This is a genomic window from Streptosporangium oxazolinicum (genome assembly GCF_039537505.1).
Taxonomy (GTDB): domain Bacteria; phylum Actinomycetota; class Actinomycetes; order Streptosporangiales; family Streptosporangiaceae; genus Streptosporangium; species Streptosporangium oxazolinicum.
The window spans coordinates 282,704-300,565 of sequence record NZ_BAABAQ010000002.1 but is presented as its reverse complement, the minus strand read 5'-3'; the positions used below and the strand labels follow the sequence as shown (position 1 = coordinate 300,565).

16 protein-coding genes are annotated in these 17,862 nt (G+C 66.1%); 8 read left to right on the top strand and 8 right to left on the bottom strand.

The features are described 5' to 3' along the window. The first annotated feature begins 121 nt into the window (after positions 1-121). Together ABD817_RS06510 and ABD817_RS06505 are read left to right on the top strand one after the other, a co-directional pair. The gene (locus ABD817_RS06510) at positions 122-4,906 is read left to right on the top strand and encodes a LamG-like jellyroll fold domain-containing protein (RefSeq protein ID WP_344916019.1); all 4,785 of its coding nucleotides are present in this window, start codon (positions 122-124) and stop codon (positions 4,904-4,906) included. 40 nt (positions 4,907-4,946) lie between these two features. Then, positions 4,947-5,363, top strand: a complete 417-nt coding sequence (locus tag ABD817_RS06505) for a hypothetical protein (protein ID WP_344916017.1) — start codon at positions 4,947-4,949, stop codon at positions 5,361-5,363. Positions 5,364-5,501: 138 nt separating this feature from the next. Here ABD817_RS06505 and ABD817_RS06500 read toward each other — a convergent pair whose 3' ends face one another. Then, the gene (locus ABD817_RS06500) at positions 5,502-5,723 is read right to left on the bottom strand and encodes a DUF397 domain-containing protein (protein ID WP_344916016.1); all 222 of its coding nucleotides are present in this window, start codon (positions 5,721-5,723) and stop codon (positions 5,502-5,504) included. 130 nt (positions 5,724-5,853) lie between these two features. Here ABD817_RS06500 and ABD817_RS06495 point away from each other — a divergent pair, with 130 nt between their 5' ends. Beyond that, positions 5,854-6,462 (top strand): hypothetical protein, encoded by a 609-nt coding sequence (locus ABD817_RS06495; RefSeq protein WP_344916014.1) that lies wholly within the window; start codon positions 5,854-5,856, stop codon positions 6,460-6,462. Between the two features lie 309 nt (positions 6,463-6,771). Here ABD817_RS06495 and ABD817_RS06490 read toward each other — a convergent pair whose 3' ends face one another. Both ABD817_RS06490 and ABD817_RS06485 read right to left on the bottom strand, forming a co-directional pair. Continuing rightward, positions 6,772-7,047, bottom strand: a complete 276-nt coding sequence (locus tag ABD817_RS06490) for a DUF397 domain-containing protein (protein ID WP_344916012.1) — start codon at positions 7,045-7,047, stop codon at positions 6,772-6,774. After that, entirely contained in the window at positions 7,029-7,856 is an 828-nt protein-coding gene (locus tag ABD817_RS06485) for a helix-turn-helix domain-containing protein (protein ID WP_344916010.1), read from the bottom strand. Before ABD817_RS06485 ends, ABD817_RS06490 begins: the two co-directional genes overlap by 19 nt. A gap of 252 nt (positions 7,857-8,108) precedes the next feature. Here ABD817_RS06485 and ABD817_RS06480 point away from each other — a divergent pair, with 252 nt between their 5' ends. The 4 genes from ABD817_RS06480 to ABD817_RS06465 all read left to right on the top strand — a co-directional run bounded on the left by ABD817_RS06480 (position 8,109) and on the right by ABD817_RS06465 (position 10,689). Then, positions 8,109-8,534, top strand: a complete 426-nt coding sequence (locus ABD817_RS06480) for an ATP-binding protein (RefSeq protein ID WP_344916008.1) — start codon at positions 8,109-8,111, stop codon at positions 8,532-8,534. Beyond that, positions 8,531-8,773, top strand: coding sequence for a hypothetical protein (locus ABD817_RS06475; RefSeq protein ID WP_344916006.1), 243 nt, complete (start codon positions 8,531-8,533; stop codon positions 8,771-8,773). Before ABD817_RS06480 ends, ABD817_RS06475 begins: the two co-directional genes overlap by 4 nt. 184 nt (positions 8,774-8,957) lie before the next feature. Next, complete coding sequence (locus tag ABD817_RS06470; RefSeq protein WP_344916004.1) at positions 8,958-9,746, top strand: class I SAM-dependent methyltransferase; 789 nt, start codon at positions 8,958-8,960, stop codon at positions 9,744-9,746. 70 nt (positions 9,747-9,816) lie between these two features. Continuing rightward, positions 9,817-10,689, top strand: coding sequence for a GNAT family N-acetyltransferase (locus ABD817_RS06465; protein WP_344916002.1), 873 nt, complete (start codon positions 9,817-9,819; stop codon positions 10,687-10,689). Positions 10,690-10,862: 173 nt separating this feature from the next. On the opposite strand, the gene ABD817_RS06460 is transcribed toward ABD817_RS06465, so the two are convergent. Together ABD817_RS06460 and ABD817_RS06455 are read right to left on the bottom strand one after the other, a co-directional pair. Then, positions 10,863-11,405, bottom strand: a complete 543-nt coding sequence (locus ABD817_RS06460) for a dihydrofolate reductase family protein (protein ID WP_344916001.1) — start codon at positions 11,403-11,405, stop codon at positions 10,863-10,865. Positions 11,406-11,538: 133 nt separating this feature from the next. Further along, positions 11,539-12,603 (bottom strand): sigma-70 family RNA polymerase sigma factor, encoded by a 1,065-nt coding sequence (locus tag ABD817_RS06455; protein ID WP_344915999.1) that lies wholly within the window; start codon positions 12,601-12,603, stop codon positions 11,539-11,541. Between the two features lie 450 nt (positions 12,604-13,053). On the opposite strand from ABD817_RS06455, the gene ABD817_RS06450 reads away from it, so the two are divergent. Then, the gene (locus tag ABD817_RS06450) at positions 13,054-13,803 is read left to right on the top strand and encodes a hypothetical protein (protein WP_344915997.1); all 750 of its coding nucleotides are present in this window, start codon (positions 13,054-13,056) and stop codon (positions 13,801-13,803) included. A 244-nt stretch (positions 13,804-14,047) separates the two neighbouring features. Here ABD817_RS06450 and ABD817_RS06445 read toward each other — a convergent pair whose 3' ends face one another. The 3 genes from ABD817_RS06445 to ABD817_RS06435 are packed head-to-tail and all read right to left on the bottom strand — an operon-like array spanning position 14,048 to position 17,738. Next, complete coding sequence (locus tag ABD817_RS06445; RefSeq protein WP_344915995.1) at positions 14,048-14,818, bottom strand: sporulation protein; 771 nt, start codon at positions 14,816-14,818, stop codon at positions 14,048-14,050. Between the two features lie 32 nt (positions 14,819-14,850). Then, positions 14,851-16,107 (bottom strand): SPFH domain-containing protein, encoded by a 1,257-nt coding sequence (locus ABD817_RS06440; protein WP_344915993.1) that lies wholly within the window; start codon positions 16,105-16,107, stop codon positions 14,851-14,853. Next, positions 16,104-17,738, bottom strand: a complete 1,635-nt coding sequence (locus ABD817_RS06435; protein ID WP_344915991.1) for an SPFH domain-containing protein — start codon at positions 17,736-17,738, stop codon at positions 16,104-16,106. The genes ABD817_RS06440 and ABD817_RS06435 overlap by 4 nt, the downstream gene beginning before the upstream one ends. Positions 17,739-17,862: the final 124 nt, after the last annotated feature.

Here is a 17,862-nt window from a genome sequence, read left to right as displayed (position 1 = left end):
ATCTCTGAATCCTGGCCGGCTCCCCCATAAGCACTGGAGGTAATCGGTGGGGTTCCCCTTACCGAATCACTCTTCCACACCGTCAAGGCGTGGATCACTCAGACGGATCACACCCACGGTCGTGACCGTCTCGGCCTTGGCCGCGTCACTACTGGTGGCCGGTAGTTCCACACCGGCACAGGCCGACCCCGAACCCGGCTCCCCGGCCGTTCCCGCCACCCCTACGGCGACGGAGTTTCCTCGTCCGGAAGATCCTGACGCGCCGCTGAGGGCCGCGATCGAGGAGGCCAGAAAGCAGAACAAGCCGGTGGAGGTCGAAGCGGCCTACACCGAGGGGTCACGTACCTGGGCCTATCCGGACGGGCACCTGACAACGCAGTCGTACGCCGGTCCCGCTCAGCTCAAACAGGCCGACGGATCGTGGGACTGGATCGACACGGCCCTGGTGGAGCAGGACGGGGTTCTGAAGCCCAAACTGGCCAAGGCGAAAATCGAGTTCTCCGCGGGCGGCGCGGATCGTCCTTTCGCGTCCATGGAACGCGGTGACGGGCAGAAGGTTTCGTTCGGCTGGCCGACCGAACTGCCCAAACCAACGGTCAAGGGAAACGTCGCGACGTTCGTCGACGCGGCCGGTCAGGGGGCTGATCTCGTCGTCACGGCCCTGCCCACGGGATTCCGGCATGACGTGGTGTTGCGGGAACAGCCCAAGGGGCCGGTGGAGTTCCGTATTCCGGTCGAGACGGACGGGCTCGACTTCGCCGAGGACAAGCGTGGCGGACTCGAACTCACCGACGCCAAGGGCAGGCAGGTGGCATCGGCCGCCGAACCGGTGACAATCGACGCCGGTCCCAGTGCCGCCGAAACCAAAACCGCCGGAGCGGTCCCGCCGCGCACTGGAAAAATCGACACGCGGGTGGTGGAGGAGAAGGGCGAGCAGACACTCGTTCTCACTCCGGATCCGGCGTTCCTCGCCGACCCGGCGACCAGGTATCCGGTCACGGTGGATCCCACCACCACCCTCACCCTGCAGAGCGATCTGGTGGTGAGCAACACCGGCAATGCCGACACCTCGCCCGCCTCGCAGCGGCTGGTGACGAGCATCGAACGCACCAACTCCGCGGGGACGCTTACCTACAGTCACTCTCTCCTCAAATTCGACACCGGAGTGCTGGCGGGCAGGTCCGTCGGCAGCGCCAGGCTGGACATGTACGCCGACCAGCTTGTGGGCTGCCGCTGGTACGGACCCGCGGGGATCGAGGCCAAGCGGGTGACCTCGGCGTGGCCGCAGTACGTGAGCTGGAGCAACCAGCCGTCCGTGACGAGCTTCGGCTCGTCCGTCCAGCTCTGCCCGAGCACGTCGTCCATCGACGACAACGGCAACTGGATCCCCAGGACCTTCACCTGGAGCGTCACCGCGATCGCCCAGGCGTGGGCCGCGGGCCAGCCCAACGAGGGCATCCGGCTCTCGGGTACGGGGACGAGTGACCCCACGCAGGGCGGCGGATGGTGGGTCTACTTCCACTCTGCCGAGAAGACCGGGGGCACCAAGCCGAAGCTGACCGTGTCCTACTTCCTGCCGCCGGAGATCCCCACGGTCACCGCCGAGTCTATCGACTCCATGGACGGCAACGACGCGATCGCCCGCAGCACCAGCGTCAAGGTCGGTTTCAAGTCCAGCGTGCCCGAGGGCACCAACCTGGACTACACCGTCAGCGTCAACGACTCCACGATGGCGCCCCCGCCCTCCTTCCCCACCGGGCACGTGGCGCACTGGAAATTCGACGAACCCGCGGGGGCGGCCTCCGCGGCCGACGCCGGCACAGGCGGCCACACCGCCACGTACACCGGCAGCAGGAGAGCGGCCATCACCGGCAAGCTCGGCGGCGCGATCCAGTTGAACGACATGACCGGCAGCAACGGCTGTTGCGTACCGAATTCCTACGCTTCCACCAGCAGGTCGGTGCTGAACCAGAACTCCAGTTTCAGCATCAGCACCTGGGTTCGCCTCAAGGACAGCGAAGCCGTTCAGTATGTCGCCAGCCAGGACGGTGACCCGTTCGGCCTGAGCATCTACTACCTCGGAGGCAGTCACCAGAAGTGGCGGCTGCAGGTCTCCGGCACCGGCGGCGCGACCGGGTACGGCGTCTGGGTCGACTCGGCCAAACTGGCCGCGGCTGACACCTGGACACACCTGACCGGCATCTACGACGCCGGCGCCTCCAAGATCCGTCTTTATGTCGACGGCGTGCTGTCCGGCGAAGCCGACTACCAGCCGTCCGGTACTGTGACCGCCGGCCCGTTCCGCATCGGCGGCCACAAGTCGGGCCTCAACCTCCTACAGGGCTCGGTCGACGACATGCGTCTCTACCAGCGGGCCCTGTCCCTGCCGGACATCAAGAAGCTGTACGGCGAGGTCGCCTCCACCAGCTACAACGCCAAGCCCTCCGGCCAGGTGATCGAGCAGACCTTCGCCCTCCACAACCCGGCCAGCCTCAAGTTCGTCGTCCGCGCCTGCCGCAGCGGCGTCAGCCAGCCGTCCTGCAACGAGAGCCCGGCCTACCGCATCACCAGCGACGCCCCGATGCTGCCCACCGACACCGAGACCGGCATGGCCGATCCGGTCCAGCCGATTCTATCCGGCATGGTCAACCGTCCATCCGGAGGAGAAGTCACTGCCAAGTACTACCTGTATAACAGCGTTGGCGCGCCGATTGGTTCCAGTCCGCTTGGTGAACTCACCGTCAATGGCGGCCAGCGGGCTTCCTTCAAGATTCCCGCCAGTATTGTGCAGTCAGGGAAAACTTACACCTGGCAGATGCAAGCGTGCACCCAAGAGGTATGCACGCCTAAAACCAATCAGGTGAGCTTCACCGTGCCTGGTGAGGCGCCACCGGAGGAGTACGATTCCACACCGATTGCACTTCAGCGGGATCACTTTTTCGTGAAAACGGCGAAGATTGAGCCCAATGCGTGCAATGGTGTCGCCTGCACGTTCGCCGATAGCTCGATGATCCAGGTTGGCGGACTGGGTAACGAAAAACTGGCGAGCGTTGTGAAGATCAGGCTGGATGAGATCCCTGCCGGATCTACCCCTATCGAATCACTGCTGGACCTCGGCACGCCCAGTTGTGGAGCGAGTAACTGTTCGCCGGACACCACAATCAAGATCACGCGTCTAGATAATGAAATTACTGCCGATACTACGACTGCGGATCTATTTAGAACCACTAATGCCGATTCGACCTATAGTATTAGCGCAACTAATCCCAAGCGCGATATTGCTGGGGACGAACTAGCATGGCTGCTGCTGGAATCCGACAGTGAGATTGTGATCGGTTTCGGCGCACCGAATACAGCTACCAAGATGTCGCTCACAGTTGGTTACTTACCGCCAGGACCGCCAAGCGCAGTTCGCAATCTGACGGCAGTCCCTGGCGACGGTGGGGCCATCGCGACGTGGGCAATGCCAGAAACGACCGGGTCGCTAGCCCTTCTGGATGGCTACGACGTGGAAGTTCTTTCGCCTGGTGGTGATGTCGTGCACACACTTCAGGTTAAGGATCCCTCGGTTACCGTCACTGGCCTGTCCAATGGCACTAACTACAACCTTCGTGTGGCGGCGCGGACGCGCTTCGGTGAAAGTCCATGGGAAGGCACCACAGTTACGCCCAAGCGTGTAGAACTACCACCTCAGTCACCAGGTGCTGGGATGTGTCCGACGTCTGTGGGAACACAGATGCTGACTGTGAAACTGGAGGAGTATTTCAATATTCAGAACGGCGTTCTGGAGGGGCACTATCCGGATGTGTGGAACAGTACGATCAGCGGAACTTCGCAGGCATTGATCCAATCGAATGGAACGCTGAATTCCAGCCATCCGATGGCAGCCAAGCTTGCGTTGGTCAACACCAACCTCGTCGCCGCCAAAGAGGTTATGGATGCCGAGAACAGGAGGCGGGAGGACTCGTCGGTTTCCATCAGCAATGCCGTCGCTTACAACGCACCGAGCGGTGACATTACCGTCAGAGCCACTGTCCAGCATAGCTGGACCGACGTTGCCGTTGACGGCGAGGGGCATGAGGACCGCCAGGCTAATTCCATGGGTGGCCTCTATGACTTTTCTTTCGGAAAATGTGGCGGCTGGGGAACACTTGTCTCGGTGGCGATCGAAGTGGACACCGACGGGATGGACATGGTCATCGAAGGCCCCGGTCCCGACGGAGGAGGCGGTACGTGCGGCGCGCAGGAGGGATTCACAGTAGGGAAGGTGCAGGCGAGCGGATGCGGCGCGGCAGGTGGGCCTAGAGGGCCGAATCCGAACGATGTCACAGGCTATCAACATAAGTGTGCCGGCGACGGCTGCATGTTTGATACTTACGCGAAGCAGAATGTCATGTCCGGTATGGTTCTTGAAGCCGGAGGTGCACTTCGCTATAAAGGGTATCAAAATTGGCTTGCGCTCGGTCCGACAGCGATCGACGTTACCGATCTTAGAGGCTGGGCCCGGGTTAATGTGACTCCGGCATTTGCCAAGGCTAAGAAGAACAAGACCTTGCTAAAAAGCCTTGTAATGAAGCTGGATACCATTGCAGGCTTCTCTATCAGAGGCGGAAGCGTCTCTATGGATGGAGGAGGTCCCGGAATAGGCTTCAGCACTTCGAACTCGTCAGCTCAGTATTCGAAGCAAGGTAGCACTGGTAGCAGGGCTATTACAACCCCGGCGCCAGATAAGGTTAGGCCATTCACTGTAGGCTGTGATGGACTAGTGTGTGCGTTCGATTCCATCCGGCATGCGATGAACGTAAGCCTGGACTACAAGGCAACAGGTAACCCTGAGGACTGGGATACGGGAGATCCTATGAGACTGGAGGCCCCATGGCGTGCGGCCACCACAAAATGGTTTTAGACGTATACAGGTCCGTTATATAGGGTAAATTTCGGGCCACATGGGCGCTAAACATTATTTCGCGCCCATGTGGCCCTTCTGTCGAAAGGAATTTATTGATGTCAAAGATAAATTACTCCGGGCGAATGCCAAGGGCGGCGTCGATTGCGCGTATTCTTCTGCTGGCCGTATCGGTTATATGGACCTCATGCCTTGTGAATGTCTTTTTTCCGCCACCGCCTCCTTTATGGTTGTGGCGGCTTCTGCCGCCACCGAATATTTTTTCCATTACCTTCGGCGTTCTCTTTGGGTTTCTCGTGTTGTATTATCCTTCCAGGAAAGGATGGATGAGAATCGTAGCGCTAGCGGCAGGGGGAGTTTCGTTCTTTTATGGGTTACTTGCCTGGAAGATTGCTACTTTGATCTCGACAGTATTGGCTGTTGCGATAATTGCCTTGCTGCTCCGCGACGAAGCTAGAAAATGGTTCAGCAAGTAGATTTTTGACGCCTGGCTGTCCGGAATGCCAAAGATGTGATCACAGGAAGACATTGGGCTGACCGGCTAAACGTTAAGATTTTTAACCCCTGCTCCGCTTATCTATATAGGACTGGCCATTCAGTCAGAGTGGCCCAACTTCACCGTGTCGAGGAAGGCGTGCCACTCACCCAGGGTGAAGACGAGGGCCGGTTCTGCGGGGTTCTTGCTGTCGCGAACGGCGACGGCTCCGGGGAGGTTTTCGGCGACCTCGACGCAGTTTCCGCCGCTCTCGTCGCTGAGGGAGCTCTTCTTCCAGGTGGCCCCGGAGAGGTCCAGGCCGGTCAGGTCTGCTGCTTCCATCGGTCCCTCGCTTCTTCGATCATTTTTAGCGACTGCCTGGGACGATACGCTTCTGCTCGCATTCTGTCGTATCTATTATGGAATCAGAAATTTCCGGTTCTTTCCTATCTTGCGATGCTATGGATGGCGCATGCGAAGATCACTGGTGGTGCCGGTGGCGATCATAGGAGCGTTGCTCGCCGTCGCCGGGCTCGCGGCTGCGGCTGTGGTGCTGGTGTTCGCCGTGCCCGATTCGGCGTCCCGTGAAGTCGGAGTCGGCGCGTCACCAGGGCTTGTGGGTTCGCTGCCGTCTCCGACTCCGGTCGCGGGTACGGGGATGGCGACGGTTCCCGAGGAGAACCCCGGTGAGAGCGCGGACGAGGACGAGGAAGAATTCGAGGAGCGTCTGGCCGCGGGGAGAGCGCGGCCTCTCAAGATCAGTCAGGCCACTCGTGACAAGCTGGCCGCCGCGAGTCGCGCTGTTGATGGGCCTTCCGCGGAGTCCGCCCGGGTGACTGCCGGGGGAGTTATCTACTACGGCGTGGTCTATGGCGAGAGCGAGGCGGCCGACACCTACTACGTGGTCGCGTTGCTGAACAAGCTGCACTTCTGGACGCGGGAGGGGCGCGGCGACTGGCGTTTTGAGGGTGACTACGATGCGCGGGGCTGTGCGCCGCCCGTACCCACCTCGATGTATGCCGCGTGGGGGTTGAGTTTCTCGACCCAGGAACCGGGTGAATACCAGCTGTGCCGCGAATAGCCGTGGTTTCTGATCAGATGCCGCATGGAGGCCGTTCTTGGTGGCCGCGACCGTCTCTCCACGCTCCGTTGAGGCGAGGATGCGGGCGGGGTGATGGTCAAACTCGCGGGCTGTGGCCTCCATGCGTCGGCGGCTTCCACGTGCCCACCGCGTCAGGCTGAGCCTTCGGACGTACTGAACACCGCTGCCGGGAAACCGTGCGCACGCCCGACCGTTGAAAACGATCGGGGGCGCGATTCTCAGCCAAGGGTCAAGAGCGGAGCTCTGGCCAGGTGCTCCGGGCCGAACTGTCGAGAGCGGGCTCGCCGGTCAGTCGAAGTGGCCCGACTTCACGGTGGTGAGGAAAGCGCTCCACTCGCCCGGGGTGAAGACGAGGGCCGGGCCTGCGGGGTTCTTGCTGTCGCGGACGGCGACGGCTTCGGGGAAGTTTCCGGCGACCTCGACGCAGTTTCCGCCGCTCCCACCGCTGAGGGAACTCTTCTTCCAGGCGACCTCGACGCAGTTTCCGCCGCTGTCGCCGCTGAGGGAGCTCTTCTTCCAGGTGGCCCCGGAGAGGTCGAGGCCGGTCAGGTCTGCTGCTTCCATTGGTCCCTCGCTTCTTCGATCATTTCTAGCGACTGCCCGGGGCGGTGCGCCTCCGCTCGGATCCTGTCATATCTGTCCCAGATGAACGCCGCCAAATCGTGTTCCGCCGAGACTTCGCCTGCTCCCGACGACTCCACGGAGACGGTGGTCGGCGCGTCCGGTAGTTCGGCGAGCGCGAATCCGGACATCAAGCCTGCCGTGCAGGAGGTGTCATGCGGAACGATCTGCACCTTCACGTTCTGCCGACCGGCGACGGCCGCGAGGTGGTCGAGCTGCTCGTACATGACCTCCGGACCCCCGATCGGGCGACGGAGCACCCACTCGTCGAAGAGGGCCCACAGGACAGGCGGGCTGTCCATGTCGAGGATCAGCTGACGTCGCATGCGGGCGCCGACCTGCTTCTCGATCTCCTGCTCTGAGGTGGCCAGGCCACCACGGAAGACGGCCCGCGCGTAGTTCTCCGTCTGGAGCAGGCCCGGAACCAGCAGAGGATCCCAGCTGCGAAGCACGCGAGCTCGGGGCTCGATCTCGTCGGACCACCTGAGGAACCAGCTCGGCCCGGAGGGGGCGGTGATGTTCCGGCAGAGACGGGTGAAGAAGTCGTCCGTCTTGAAGAACCTGTCGCAGTCGGCCGCCAGCTGGGCGTTGGGCTTCCGGTTACCGATCTCGATGTGCCCGATGTAGGACGACGAGACCCCCAGGTGGGTGCCGAGGCGGGTCTGTGACAGACCCGTCTCCCTGCGGGCCCGCCCCAGCTCGCGGCCGAAGCGCTGAGTGGGGGTCAAGCGTGGGTCGAGGTCGTTTCCCATGATCACCTCTCAGACGTCGCGATGACATCAGCCGTCATTGGAATGACAAATGGCTACGCCCCGCGTGGTTTTCCGTCGCCCGATTGTCGGCCGATCTGTTCTGCAACGGCAGCTTAACTGTGTGCACTCTATAGGCCAAGACTTTATCCGGGCGATGTTAGGGAACTAAATGGACAATTCGCCTGGTTAACGGAGCCATTGTGACAGGTGGATTTTCGACACCTGTGACCTCGCAGGAATGGCGGTGATCCGATGGGTGCCGAGACGGTTCCCGCGTTCGGTCTGCTGGGGCGTACGGATCTGCCCGGGGTGGCCGGGTCGGTTTGTTCGGCCCGGCGATTCGTCCGGGGCGTGCTGGAAAACTCCGGCTGGAGAGATACGTACGACGCCGAGCTTCTGGTCAGCGAGCTGGTCTCGAACGCGGTCAGGCACTCGAAGTCGGGGCGGGCCGGAGGGCGGGTGACGGTCGCGGTGGCGAACCGTGGCGACACCATCCGGATAGCGGTGATCGACGAGGGGTCCTCCACCTGCGCTCCTCGGCTTCCCGCCGAGCCGGACGAGGACGCGGAAGGGGGCCGTGGGCTCTGGCTGGTCCGCGAGGTGGCCCTGTCGTGGGGCTGGCACGAGGGCACGGCGGGACGCGGGCGCGTCGTCTGGTTCCAGCTGGCATGGCGATGACCAGCACACCGGGCGGCGCGGGACCAGGGACGATAGCCATCCTCATCGCCCGGTACGGCAGGCACTGGCTCATCTCCGAGGCGATGGGCGGCGGCTACTACGCCGTACGCCGCCACAGCCTTTCCAAGGAGTTTCTCGACAGGAGAAACCTGTCCAACGTGATGTGCGCGGGCACCCTCGGGGAAATGTCGCGCCGCCTCGCGGCTGAGAGGGAGCGCGAGGATCGTCCATTGGAATAACAATTCGAAGATCCGAGGGAGCCGTCAATTCTCCGAACCGATCATAAGGAGCGGTCGCGTTTTCCCGTGCGAGCGCGAATCATGTCCTCGTTCGTTCAATCGCCCGGCGGGGCCACGAGCTTCGCCGCTCGCCCGGCGACCTAATTCGTTTGCCCCAGAGGTGGGGTCGCGGACATGATCGGGTATGGAGACGACACCGGAACTGCTCGCCTACTACGAGCAGGACAGGGAAGACGGCAGGCTCCGCGCGGGGCGTGGGCGGCTGGAGTTCTGGCGGACACAGGACGTGCTGCGCAGGGTGCTGCCTCCGGCCCCGGCCGACGTGCTGGACGTGGGCGGCGGCACCGGAGTGCACGCGGAGTGGCTGACCGCCGACGGATATCGGGTCGAGCTGATCGATCCCATGCCACTGCATGTGGAGCGGGCAGCGAGGCTGGACGGGGTCACCGCGAGGCAGGGCGACGCCAGGCAGCTGCCGGTGCCCGACGAGAGCGTGGACGCCGTGCTTCTCCTAGGCCCGCTCTACCACCTCACCGACCGGGCCGACCGGGTCCGCGCCCTGGCCGAGGCGGTACGGGTGGTGCGGCCCGGAGGGCTGGTGGCCGCCGCGACCATCAGCCGCTACGCGGCCGTGCACGACATGATCTATCAGGGCTCGTACCTGCTGGAGGAATACCGGGAGGTAGCGTGCTCGGCCGCGCTGGACGGGGTCATATCCCACGTGCGATCGGGATTCACCGGCTACTGCCATGATCCCGACGACGTCCCGGCCGAATTCGCCGACGCGGGCCTTCCCGACATCGCCCGCTACGGCCTGCAGGGGCCGTTCTGGCTGTACGGCGACATCGACGACTGGCTCGACGACCCCGAGCGCCGCGCGCTCATGCTCGACGCCCAGCGTCGCCTGGAGTCGGTCCCCTCCCTGCTGGGCGTCAGCGGCCACATGCTCACCCTCGCCCGCAAGGCACCCTGATTCCGGTTGCCTGAACCTTCACGGATGGCCGGGCCTCACAGGGGCTCGGGAACCGGGAGATGGAGTTACCTTGGCGATTCGGATTGTCCCGCTGGCCGATCCGCACCCGGGCGCGTCCAGCCGGCGTCTGGTGTGGCTGGCCTTCGACGGTGACGGGAGCCCGGTGGGATCGGCGTTCCTGCGCCTGTTCGACCGTGAGGGCCAGGACCACTTGGCCGAGCTGGAATTGAACGTGCATCCGGCGGAGCGGCGCGAGGGTGTCGGCTCCGAGCTGCTGGCGCGGGCGGTGGCGGGTGCCGAGGGGGAGGGGCGGCGCTGCGTGCTCGCCCAGGCCGATGCCGGTACGCCGGGTGACCACTTCCTGGCGGCCATGAGGTTCAGGAAGGTGCTCACCCTGACGTACGCCAGGCTCGTGCTGGCCCATGCCACCGTGGACACGATCCCCGACAGCCCACCCGCCGGGTACCGGCTGTACAGCTGGGACGGGATGGTGCCAGACGAGCTGGCAGACACTTTCACCGCCTCCCGCCGGGCGATGGACGACATGCCGATGGACGACACCGACTACGGCGTGGTGGTCTGGGACGTCGAGCGGGTCAGGGCGGCGGCCAAGGCCGTCGAGGACCGTGGTGAGTCGCTCCACACGGTCGTCGCCGTCGACGAGTCCGACGGCTCGATCGCCGGGTTCACCGAACTGGTCGTCCCCAGTGACGGCAAGGGCGACGGCCGGCACTACGGCACGGGCGTCCTGCCGGAACACCGTGGCCACGGCCTGGCGAGGTGGATGAAGGCCGAGGCCATCCGCCAGGCCCGCGAACGCTACCCGGACCTGGGCGGGCTGCTGGCGGACACGGCCGACAGCAACACCTACATGCGGGCCGTCAACGACTCGCTCGGCTACCGGCCCACCCACAGGACGTTCCAGTACCAGCTGGATCTGTGACGTCCCCGGCCCGCACGTGAGGTCCCCGGTACGGCGGCGGCTCAGTCCCATCCACAGGATGTTCCAGCGCCGGCTGGATCTGTGACGTCCTCGGTACGGCGGCAGGTTCGGTTCGAGGCAGCCGTGCCGATCAGGTGGCCGCCGGACCTCCTGCCGCCGTTACCGGAGACGGCTCAGCCGACGACGCGGAACCGGATGCTCGTCGCGTGCGGTACGTGGGTCAGCTCGACGCGTTCGAGCCTGACGTTGGTCCCGCCCGGGTGGTCGAAGAGCCGGACGCCGTCGCCCAGCATGACGGGTGCGATGAAGACGAGGATCTCGTCGAGGACACCCGCCTCGAGGCACTGCCGGGCGGTGTCGGCGCCGAGGATGTTGACGTATTTGTCGCCCGCGGCGGCCTTGGCCGCGGCGACGCCGCTGTCGAGGTCGCCGACGAAGGTGACACCCGGCACCGGAGTGTCCGGGATGTGGTGGGTGAGCACGAACTGCGGCCCGGTCCACCCTCCGCCGAACGGCTTGCCCTCGCTCTCCGTGCCCCGGTGAGGGTCGTCGCCACGGAAGGTGCGATTGCCGACGAGAAGCGCGCCGATCTCGCCGATGACCTTGTCCACCGTCGGGTTGGGGCCGAGGTGCTCGGTCAGCCAGGACATGTCACCGCCGGGACCGGCGATGAAACCGTCCAGTGACATGGTGACCGAATACAGCATCCTGCTCATGAGCTACCTCCGTCAGGGTCGGTTTTGGTTGACCCGTACTGAGACGGCGGATCGCGCGAGAACTCATCGGTCTTCAGGGAACAGCGTCCCAACGATCTCCGTCTCCGTCAGGAACGGTGGATCGCGCGAGAACTCATCGGTCTCCGGGAGGCAACGTCGTGGGCAGGGCGAACGCCGAGAACAGGCTCGGATCGTGGAAGGCGACGGCCTCCACGATCCGGTCGTCCTCGATCCGCAGCACGGAGATCGCGAAGGCACTGTGGACGGGCTCGCCGAGGCGCCGTACGTAGGCGGCCACGGCCGGTTGCCGGTTGGCCCGGGTGGGCACCATCCGGAACCGGCCCACGTAGCCGGGCGAGCCGGGGGCCCAGCTCTCCGCCAGCGCCGCCACGACCGCGTCGCGCCCCCGGAACCACATGGGCCACGGTGGCATCTCCGTCCGTACGTCCTCGGCCAGCAGGTCGGCGACCGCGGTGAGGTCGGCGCGTTCCATCGCGTCCATGTAGCGGCGCAGCACCGTACGCTCTCGCTCGGTGGGCTCCGCCGACGGCGCCCAGTCCAGGCGGCGTTCCGGCAGGTGCTCCCTCAGCGTCGTCCTGGCCCGCTGCAACGCGCTGTTCACCGACGCCACGCTGCCCTCCAGCAGCGTCGCGGTCCGCTTGGCGGGCCAGCCGAGCACGTCGCGCAGGATCAGCACCGCCCGCTGCCGGGGCGGCAGGTGCTGGATCGCGGCCAGGAACGCCAGTTCGATCGTCTCCCTGGTGACGGCCACCGAATCCGGCTCGGTCTCGCTCGGCGCGACCGGCTCCCATGGCCGGTCGGGAAACAGCCGGTCGGGGAACGGCTGCAGCCACGCGATGTCGGTACGGGGTAGCAGCGCGGCGCTTGGATCCGACGGCCCGGCCAGGTGACGGGGGAGGACCCGGTGCGCCCGGCCGTCGAGGACGTCGAGGCAGGCGTTCGTCGCGATCCGATACAGCCAGGCCCGGAACGTCGAGCGCCCCTCGAAACCGCCGAGGCGCTTCCACGCGCGCAGGAACGTCTCCTGCACCAGGTCCTCCGCCTCGTCGAACGAGCCCAGCATCCGATAGCAGTGCACCCGCAGCTCACCCCGATGACGCTCGACGAGCGCCGCGAACGCGGCCTCGTCACCCGCCCGCGCGGCGTCCACCACCGCGTCGCCGTCACCCGCGCCCATCGGCCGTCCTCCGCCCGTATCTTGACACCCCGCCGCCTCGGCCCCCGGCCGGACCTGGCAGGAACCCTACGACAGACTCGCCGGGCACCTGGAACCCGGCGGTGAGGGCGGGTTGATCCCGTCGGACCCGGCCGGAGGTCTCGGCCCGCGGACCCGTGCCGAGTTTTCACCCGTTCTTGGAGCGGCGATCCCGCAGGTGAATGACGAAGGACTTCGCGTTCCAAGTCCTCCGCCGCGGGGCTTCACGTCCTCCTGCGAAGTCTTGCGAAACCAGGCCCGTGCTCGGGATCGCCTCGGTTTCGGTGTCCCCCGGATGGTCCGGCGATAGGGTGCACACGTGCGTTGATCTTTCGGGCGGCGGCCGGATGCCGTCGCGGACGGTGCGGGCGACCCCGCAGACGGGGCCGTCCCGGCAGGCATACCCGCCACCATTCCACCGGAGATCACACGATGCCCGCTCAGCGTCCCCTCACCTACCGCGCGTTCGTCGAACTCGCCGCCGCCGATCCCGCCGTCGTCGGCCTCGTCCTCAAGGGCTCCCGCGCCCACGACGGCACGATCACCGAGCACTCCGACCACGACCTGTACGTGGTCCTCGCCGACGGCGCGACAACGGACCTCACCCGGTTCACCGGCCACCGCACTCCCGAGCTCGACCTCGTCATCATTCCCCTCGCCGAGTTCCGCGCGGCCGGAATGCCCGGCTTCGAGCGCTACGCCCTCGCCCGCGCCCGGATCGTGCTCGACCGGCTCGACGGAGGCATCGCCCGGATCCTGGCCGCCAAGGCGCGGCTCGACGCCGATGAGGCGTTCCGGGACTCCGGTGAATGGCTCGACGCCTACGCCAACTCCCTCTACCGCTCCGTCAAGAACGACCGTGACGGACACGCGCTCGCCGCCCGTCTCGACGCCGCCGACAGCATCCGTTTCCTGCTGGAGCTGCTCTTCGCGCTCGACCGTCGTCCACGCCCCTACAACAGGTACCTCGAATGGGAACTCACCCGGTACCCGCTGCCCGGCTGGGACACCGGCAGGCTGCTGGACGCCGTGGGCCGCATCTCGGGAACGGGCGACGTGGCCCTGCAACGGCGCCTCTTCGCCCGGGTCGAGGCGGCGGCCCGACGCGCCGGGCACGGCGCGGTGCTGGACGCGTGGGGTGAGGACCTCGATCTGATGCGACCGCGACAGGGCCTGTCGTGAAAGGCCCTGGCGGCGCTGCCTCAGCGTGTCGCGAAACGCGTCACCTCAAGGCCGCCTGAGCCGCTGGAGATGGGCCGCGTCGCCTCAAAGCACGCCTGAGCCGCTGGACAGAGACGGATCATCCGGATGGCCGAGGGTTCGAGATGCCCCTGCCCCCGGGATCCCGGCGATGCCGGACAGGCCGCGGCCCGGCCGCCGAAGGAATGGTGGCCGGGCCGCGGACGCGCGAAGGACGCGAGGAGGGTTAGAACCAGCCGCGCTTCTGGGCCATGGACTGCAGGCCGCCGCGCAGCGACTGCTCCACCTGACCCGGGTGGTCGTTGTAGTGGACGGTGAAGCGGCTGTAGGTGTCGTGGCTGGAGCCGAAGCTGCCGCGCTTGTCGGCCTCCAGGATGATGTCCATCGACTGGGGTCCGGCGATGAAGGTGAGCTCCAGCTCGTTGAAGTGGCGGCGGTACTCGTTGCCCGCGTAGTACTCGATCTCCTGGAAGAACGGCATCCGCGAGCCGTGCAGGGTGCCCCGCTCCAGGTCGGCCTTCTTGAAGCGGAAGCCGAGGTTGTCCAGCGCGCCGAGGACGTGGTCCTGGGCGGGCAGCGGGTTGACGAACAGCGGGTCGAGGTCGCCCTTGTCGAGCGCGCCCGCGAGGGCGAGCTCGGTGGAGACGCCGAGCTGCATGCCGCGCAGCGGGTGGCCGCCGATGGCGCTGATCGGGGTCTCCCAGGGGACCTGGATCTCGAAGGGGGCCGACTGCGGGGCGCCCGCGGCGAGGTGGAAGGAGCCGGTGATCTGCTGGCGCAGGAAGCTGTACGTCGACTTGTACTCGTTGTCGCCGCTCTCGACCTCGACGACGGCGGTGAAGTCGATGAAGATGCCCTCCACCTTGTAGTCGGAGCCGCCGCCGCGGAAGTTGACCTGCCCGCGCAGGACCTCACCGGGCCGCACCTGCGAGTTCTGCAGCACGGTGTCGACCTCGACACCGGCGCCGAACGCGGCCATCAGCTTACGGAACACCATCTAGGACTCCCAGGGGTTGGAGATTCTCATCATCAGGGGATCTGGTTCTGCGGTTTGACCTGGCCGTTGTCGCCGCCGCCGTTCAGCTGGGGCAGGATCTGGGCCAGAAGCAGGGTGGACAGGGCGGAGGTGTCGCCGGAGGCGCCGGAGGTGCGGACGACGACGGGGCGCGGAGCGCTCTCGGCGAGCCTGGCGCCCACGTCGAGCCTGCGGCGGGCCAGCTCGTACTGGAGCACGGCGCGGTTGTCGCGGTAGGAGTCGGCGAGCCTGCGCAGCCCCTTCGCCTCGTTCTCGGCGGAGGTGAGCTCGGCGCGGCCCCTCGCCTCGATCTCCCAGCGCACCCGCTGCGCCTCGGTCTCGTGCTCCTCCAGCATGCGGGCGACGTCCTTACGGGCGGTGTTGGCTGCGGCTCTCACCTCGACGATACGCGCGTCCCGCGTCTTTTTGGAACGTTCGATCTCCATCAGCAGGGTGTCGATCCTGCGCTTGCGGGTGAGCTCCCACTCGCGCTCGAAGGCCGACAGCTCCTTGGCGACCTTCTCGCGGGTGGCCAGGTGCTGCTGGTACTGGTCGGGCAGCTGCACGTCGGGGATGTTGGCGCCGGTGATGCGCACGCCGTACCGGCCGAGCTGGCGGGTGAGGAGCTCCTGCATGTCGCCGACGTCGGATCCGCGCAGGTCGTAGGCCCGCTCGGTGTGCACCAGGCGGCTGCGCTGGCGGATGGCGTCCTGTACGGCACTGCTGAGCACCAGGTCGAAGTTACCGGCGCCGATCGTACGGACGAAGGCCACCGGGTCGACGATGCGGAACTTCAGGAAGAACTCGATCGACTTGAGCGGGACGTTCTCCGCCGTCGGGCAGGCCACGATCGGCGCGGAGTAGGGGATCTCGGTGGAGGTGTCGACGACCGCGTCCACCCGGTCCCACGGCAGCCACAGGTAGTGGCGTCCCGGGGGCAGCGTGCCGACGATGGCGCCCCACCGGCTGCGCACGCCCGTGGTGCCCTCCTCGATCTCGATGATCGCCCGGCGCCACAGCCACACCAGCGCCGCGACCAGGGAGAACACCGCTCCGATCGCGGCCAGGAAGGAGATCGCCCCGCTGGCGAACACCGCCGTACCGGCCAGGTAGAGGGCGAAGAGGAGCAGCGCCACCCACGCGAAGCCACGGCGGTCCTTGGGGATCACCACCGGGACCAGCTGGCCCGACTCGCCGCCGCGCAGCAACTGGCGGATCTCCGACCAGGAGGCCAGGGATTCCTTGATCTTGGAGAACTCTCTGCCGCTCATCGGACCTCTTCCTGGACTTCCTGTCCCGCAACGGGAATAGCGGCGGTGTCGGCGGGCGTGTGGAGCAGGGCGCCGATCTCCGCCCCGCGCTCCTCGACGCGGCCGCCGATCTCGATCATCCGTGCCCTGATCGCGGCCATGTCCGCCTGGGAGAACAGCTGGGCCTCGGGGTTGCCGACCAGCTGCCTGGCGAGGGTGAGGAGGTCGATGTCGACGGCGTCGCCGACCTGAACCAGGCGCGGCAGGTGCGAGGCGACGGCCTCCAGCTTGTCGAGCAGGTCCTGCTGGAAGCGGTAGTCGAGGATCTCCGGTGCCTCGGCGGCGCTCAGCGAGCGGATGTCCAGCGCCTGCGCCTCCAGCAGCGCCGCGTTGGCCTTCGCGACGGCCTCCGCCTCCACCAGCCGCTGGCCGCCCTGGGCCTTGGCCTGGTGGGAGGCGCGCTCCAGCGCGGTGTCGATCCTGGCCTGGTGCCCGGCGATCTCGGCGTGGATGGCCGACAGCTGCTCCTGCAACCCGGCCAGCTCCTTGATCAGGTCACCCTCGTTCTGCTCCTTGCGCAGCTGGAGCTCGTACTCGTAGGTGTACGCCTCCTTGGCGACCCTGATCATCTCGGGGGCCGCCAGGTCCATCCGGTACTCCTGGCTGGACGGCTCGGCGTGCGTGATGTTGACGTCGGTGAGCCGTACGGCGGGCAGGAACTGCTGGTTGAGGCTGTCCAGCATGCCCATGGTGCTCTCGCCCACCAGGTCGTAGATCTCCTCGGCGCGCTGGGCGTAGATGAGGGAGCGGGTGACCTCGCTGATCGCGTTCTGCAGCTTGGCCTGGAAGCCGCTGACCGAGCCGAGCACGAAGATGAACTCGGCCGGGTCCTCGATCCGGAACTGCAGGAACAGGTCGACGCTGGCCTTGACGCCCTGCTGGGTGGGGGCCTCGCGGATGGGGGCGTTGAAGGGATATTCGCGGGTGGTGTTGACGATGTAGCTGACCCGCTTCCACGGGTTGAACAGCGTCACCCGGCCCGGCTCGGCGATCTGCACGAGCTTGCCGAACTTCGTGATCAGGGCCTTGCAGCCCTCGGGCACCATGACGACGCCCCTGCGCCACCACAGGAACGCGGCGGCCAGCACCAGCACGGCCCAGTAGTGCGGGCCGAACAGCACCCGGGCCCCCTCGGGCAGCCCGGTGGCGACGAGCCCGACCAGGCCGAGTCCGGCCAGCACGACCAGCGGGACGACCACCCTGGCGGTGGTGCCCTTGGGGATGACCACGGGGGAGATGACGTGGACCGGCTCGCCGCCGGGGCCGTTGCCGCCGAAGCTCCGGTTGACGATCTCCCCGGCCTCGTTGAGCGGGGCGCTGCGGGCCTCGATGACCGTGCCCAGGGAGGAGCCCTGGTCGCGGGCGGCCACGAAGTCGGAGGGGTTGAGCGCGAAGCCCTTGTCGGCGGCGGACCCGGTGTTCCCGGCCGCCTGGCCCACGAACTGTTCGGCCACCTGCCCGGCGTACTGTCCCGCTGCCTGGCCGGCGTACTGCCCCACGGCCTGCCCGACCATCTGGCGCACGTCGCCACCCTGTCCTATGGCCTGGGCTGCGGCCCTCGCGTACTGCGCGGCTTCTCTTGGCCGGGACATCACACCTCCGGGATAGTGATATATCGAAAGCTCGATATATCACGCTTTGTGATCATTGGCACGCGAAACAGTAAAGGGGATCCCGCTTGCGGATCGCTTGTCACGCGGTTAACGGCGGTCCGCA

What these genes read in the sequence shown, in the direction of transcription:
- ABD817_RS06450 (WP_344915997.1), top strand. Translation starts at nt 13,054, where the DNA reads ATGCCCGCTCAGCGTCCCCTCACCTACCGCGCGTTCGTCGAACTCGCC.
- ABD817_RS06485 (WP_344916010.1), bottom strand. Translation starts at nt 7,856, where the DNA reads ATGGGAAACGACCTCGACCCACGCTTGACCCCCACTCAGCGCTTCGGC.
- ABD817_RS06495 (WP_344916014.1), top strand. Translation starts at nt 5,854, where the DNA reads ATGCGAAGATCACTGGTGGTGCCGGTGGCGATCATAGGAGCGTTGCTC.
- ABD817_RS06500 (WP_344916016.1), bottom strand. Translation starts at nt 5,723, where the DNA reads ATGGAAGCAGCAGACCTGACCGGCCTGGACCTCTCCGGGGCCACCTGG.
- ABD817_RS06455 (WP_344915999.1), bottom strand. Translation starts at nt 12,603, where the DNA reads ATGGGCGCGGGTGACGGCGACGCGGTGGTGGACGCCGCGCGGGCGGGT.
- ABD817_RS06490 (WP_344916012.1), bottom strand. Translation starts at nt 7,047, where the DNA reads ATGGAAGCAGCAGACCTGACCGGCCTCGACCTCTCCGGGGCCACCTGG.
- ABD817_RS06460 (WP_344916001.1), bottom strand. Translation starts at nt 11,405, where the DNA reads ATGAGCAGGATGCTGTATTCGGTCACCATGTCACTGGACGGTTTCATC.
- ABD817_RS06470 (WP_344916004.1), top strand. Translation starts at nt 8,958, where the DNA reads ATGGAGACGACACCGGAACTGCTCGCCTACTACGAGCAGGACAGGGAA.
- ABD817_RS06440 (WP_344915993.1), bottom strand. Translation starts at nt 16,107, where the DNA reads ATGAGCGGCAGAGAGTTCTCCAAGATCAAGGAATCCCTGGCCTCCTGG.
- ABD817_RS06445 (WP_344915995.1), bottom strand. Translation starts at nt 14,818, where the DNA reads ATGGTGTTCCGTAAGCTGATGGCCGCGTTCGGCGCCGGTGTCGAGGTC.
- ABD817_RS06475 (WP_344916006.1), top strand. Translation starts at nt 8,531, where the DNA reads ATGACCAGCACACCGGGCGGCGCGGGACCAGGGACGATAGCCATCCTC.
- ABD817_RS06480 (WP_344916008.1), top strand. Translation starts at nt 8,109, where the DNA reads ATGGGTGCCGAGACGGTTCCCGCGTTCGGTCTGCTGGGGCGTACGGAT.
- ABD817_RS06435 (WP_344915991.1), bottom strand. Translation starts at nt 17,738, where the DNA reads ATGTCCCGGCCAAGAGAAGCCGCGCAGTACGCGAGGGCCGCAGCCCAG.
- ABD817_RS06505 (WP_344916017.1), top strand. Translation starts at nt 4,947, where the DNA reads ATGGGCGCTAAACATTATTTCGCGCCCATGTGGCCCTTCTGTCGAAAG.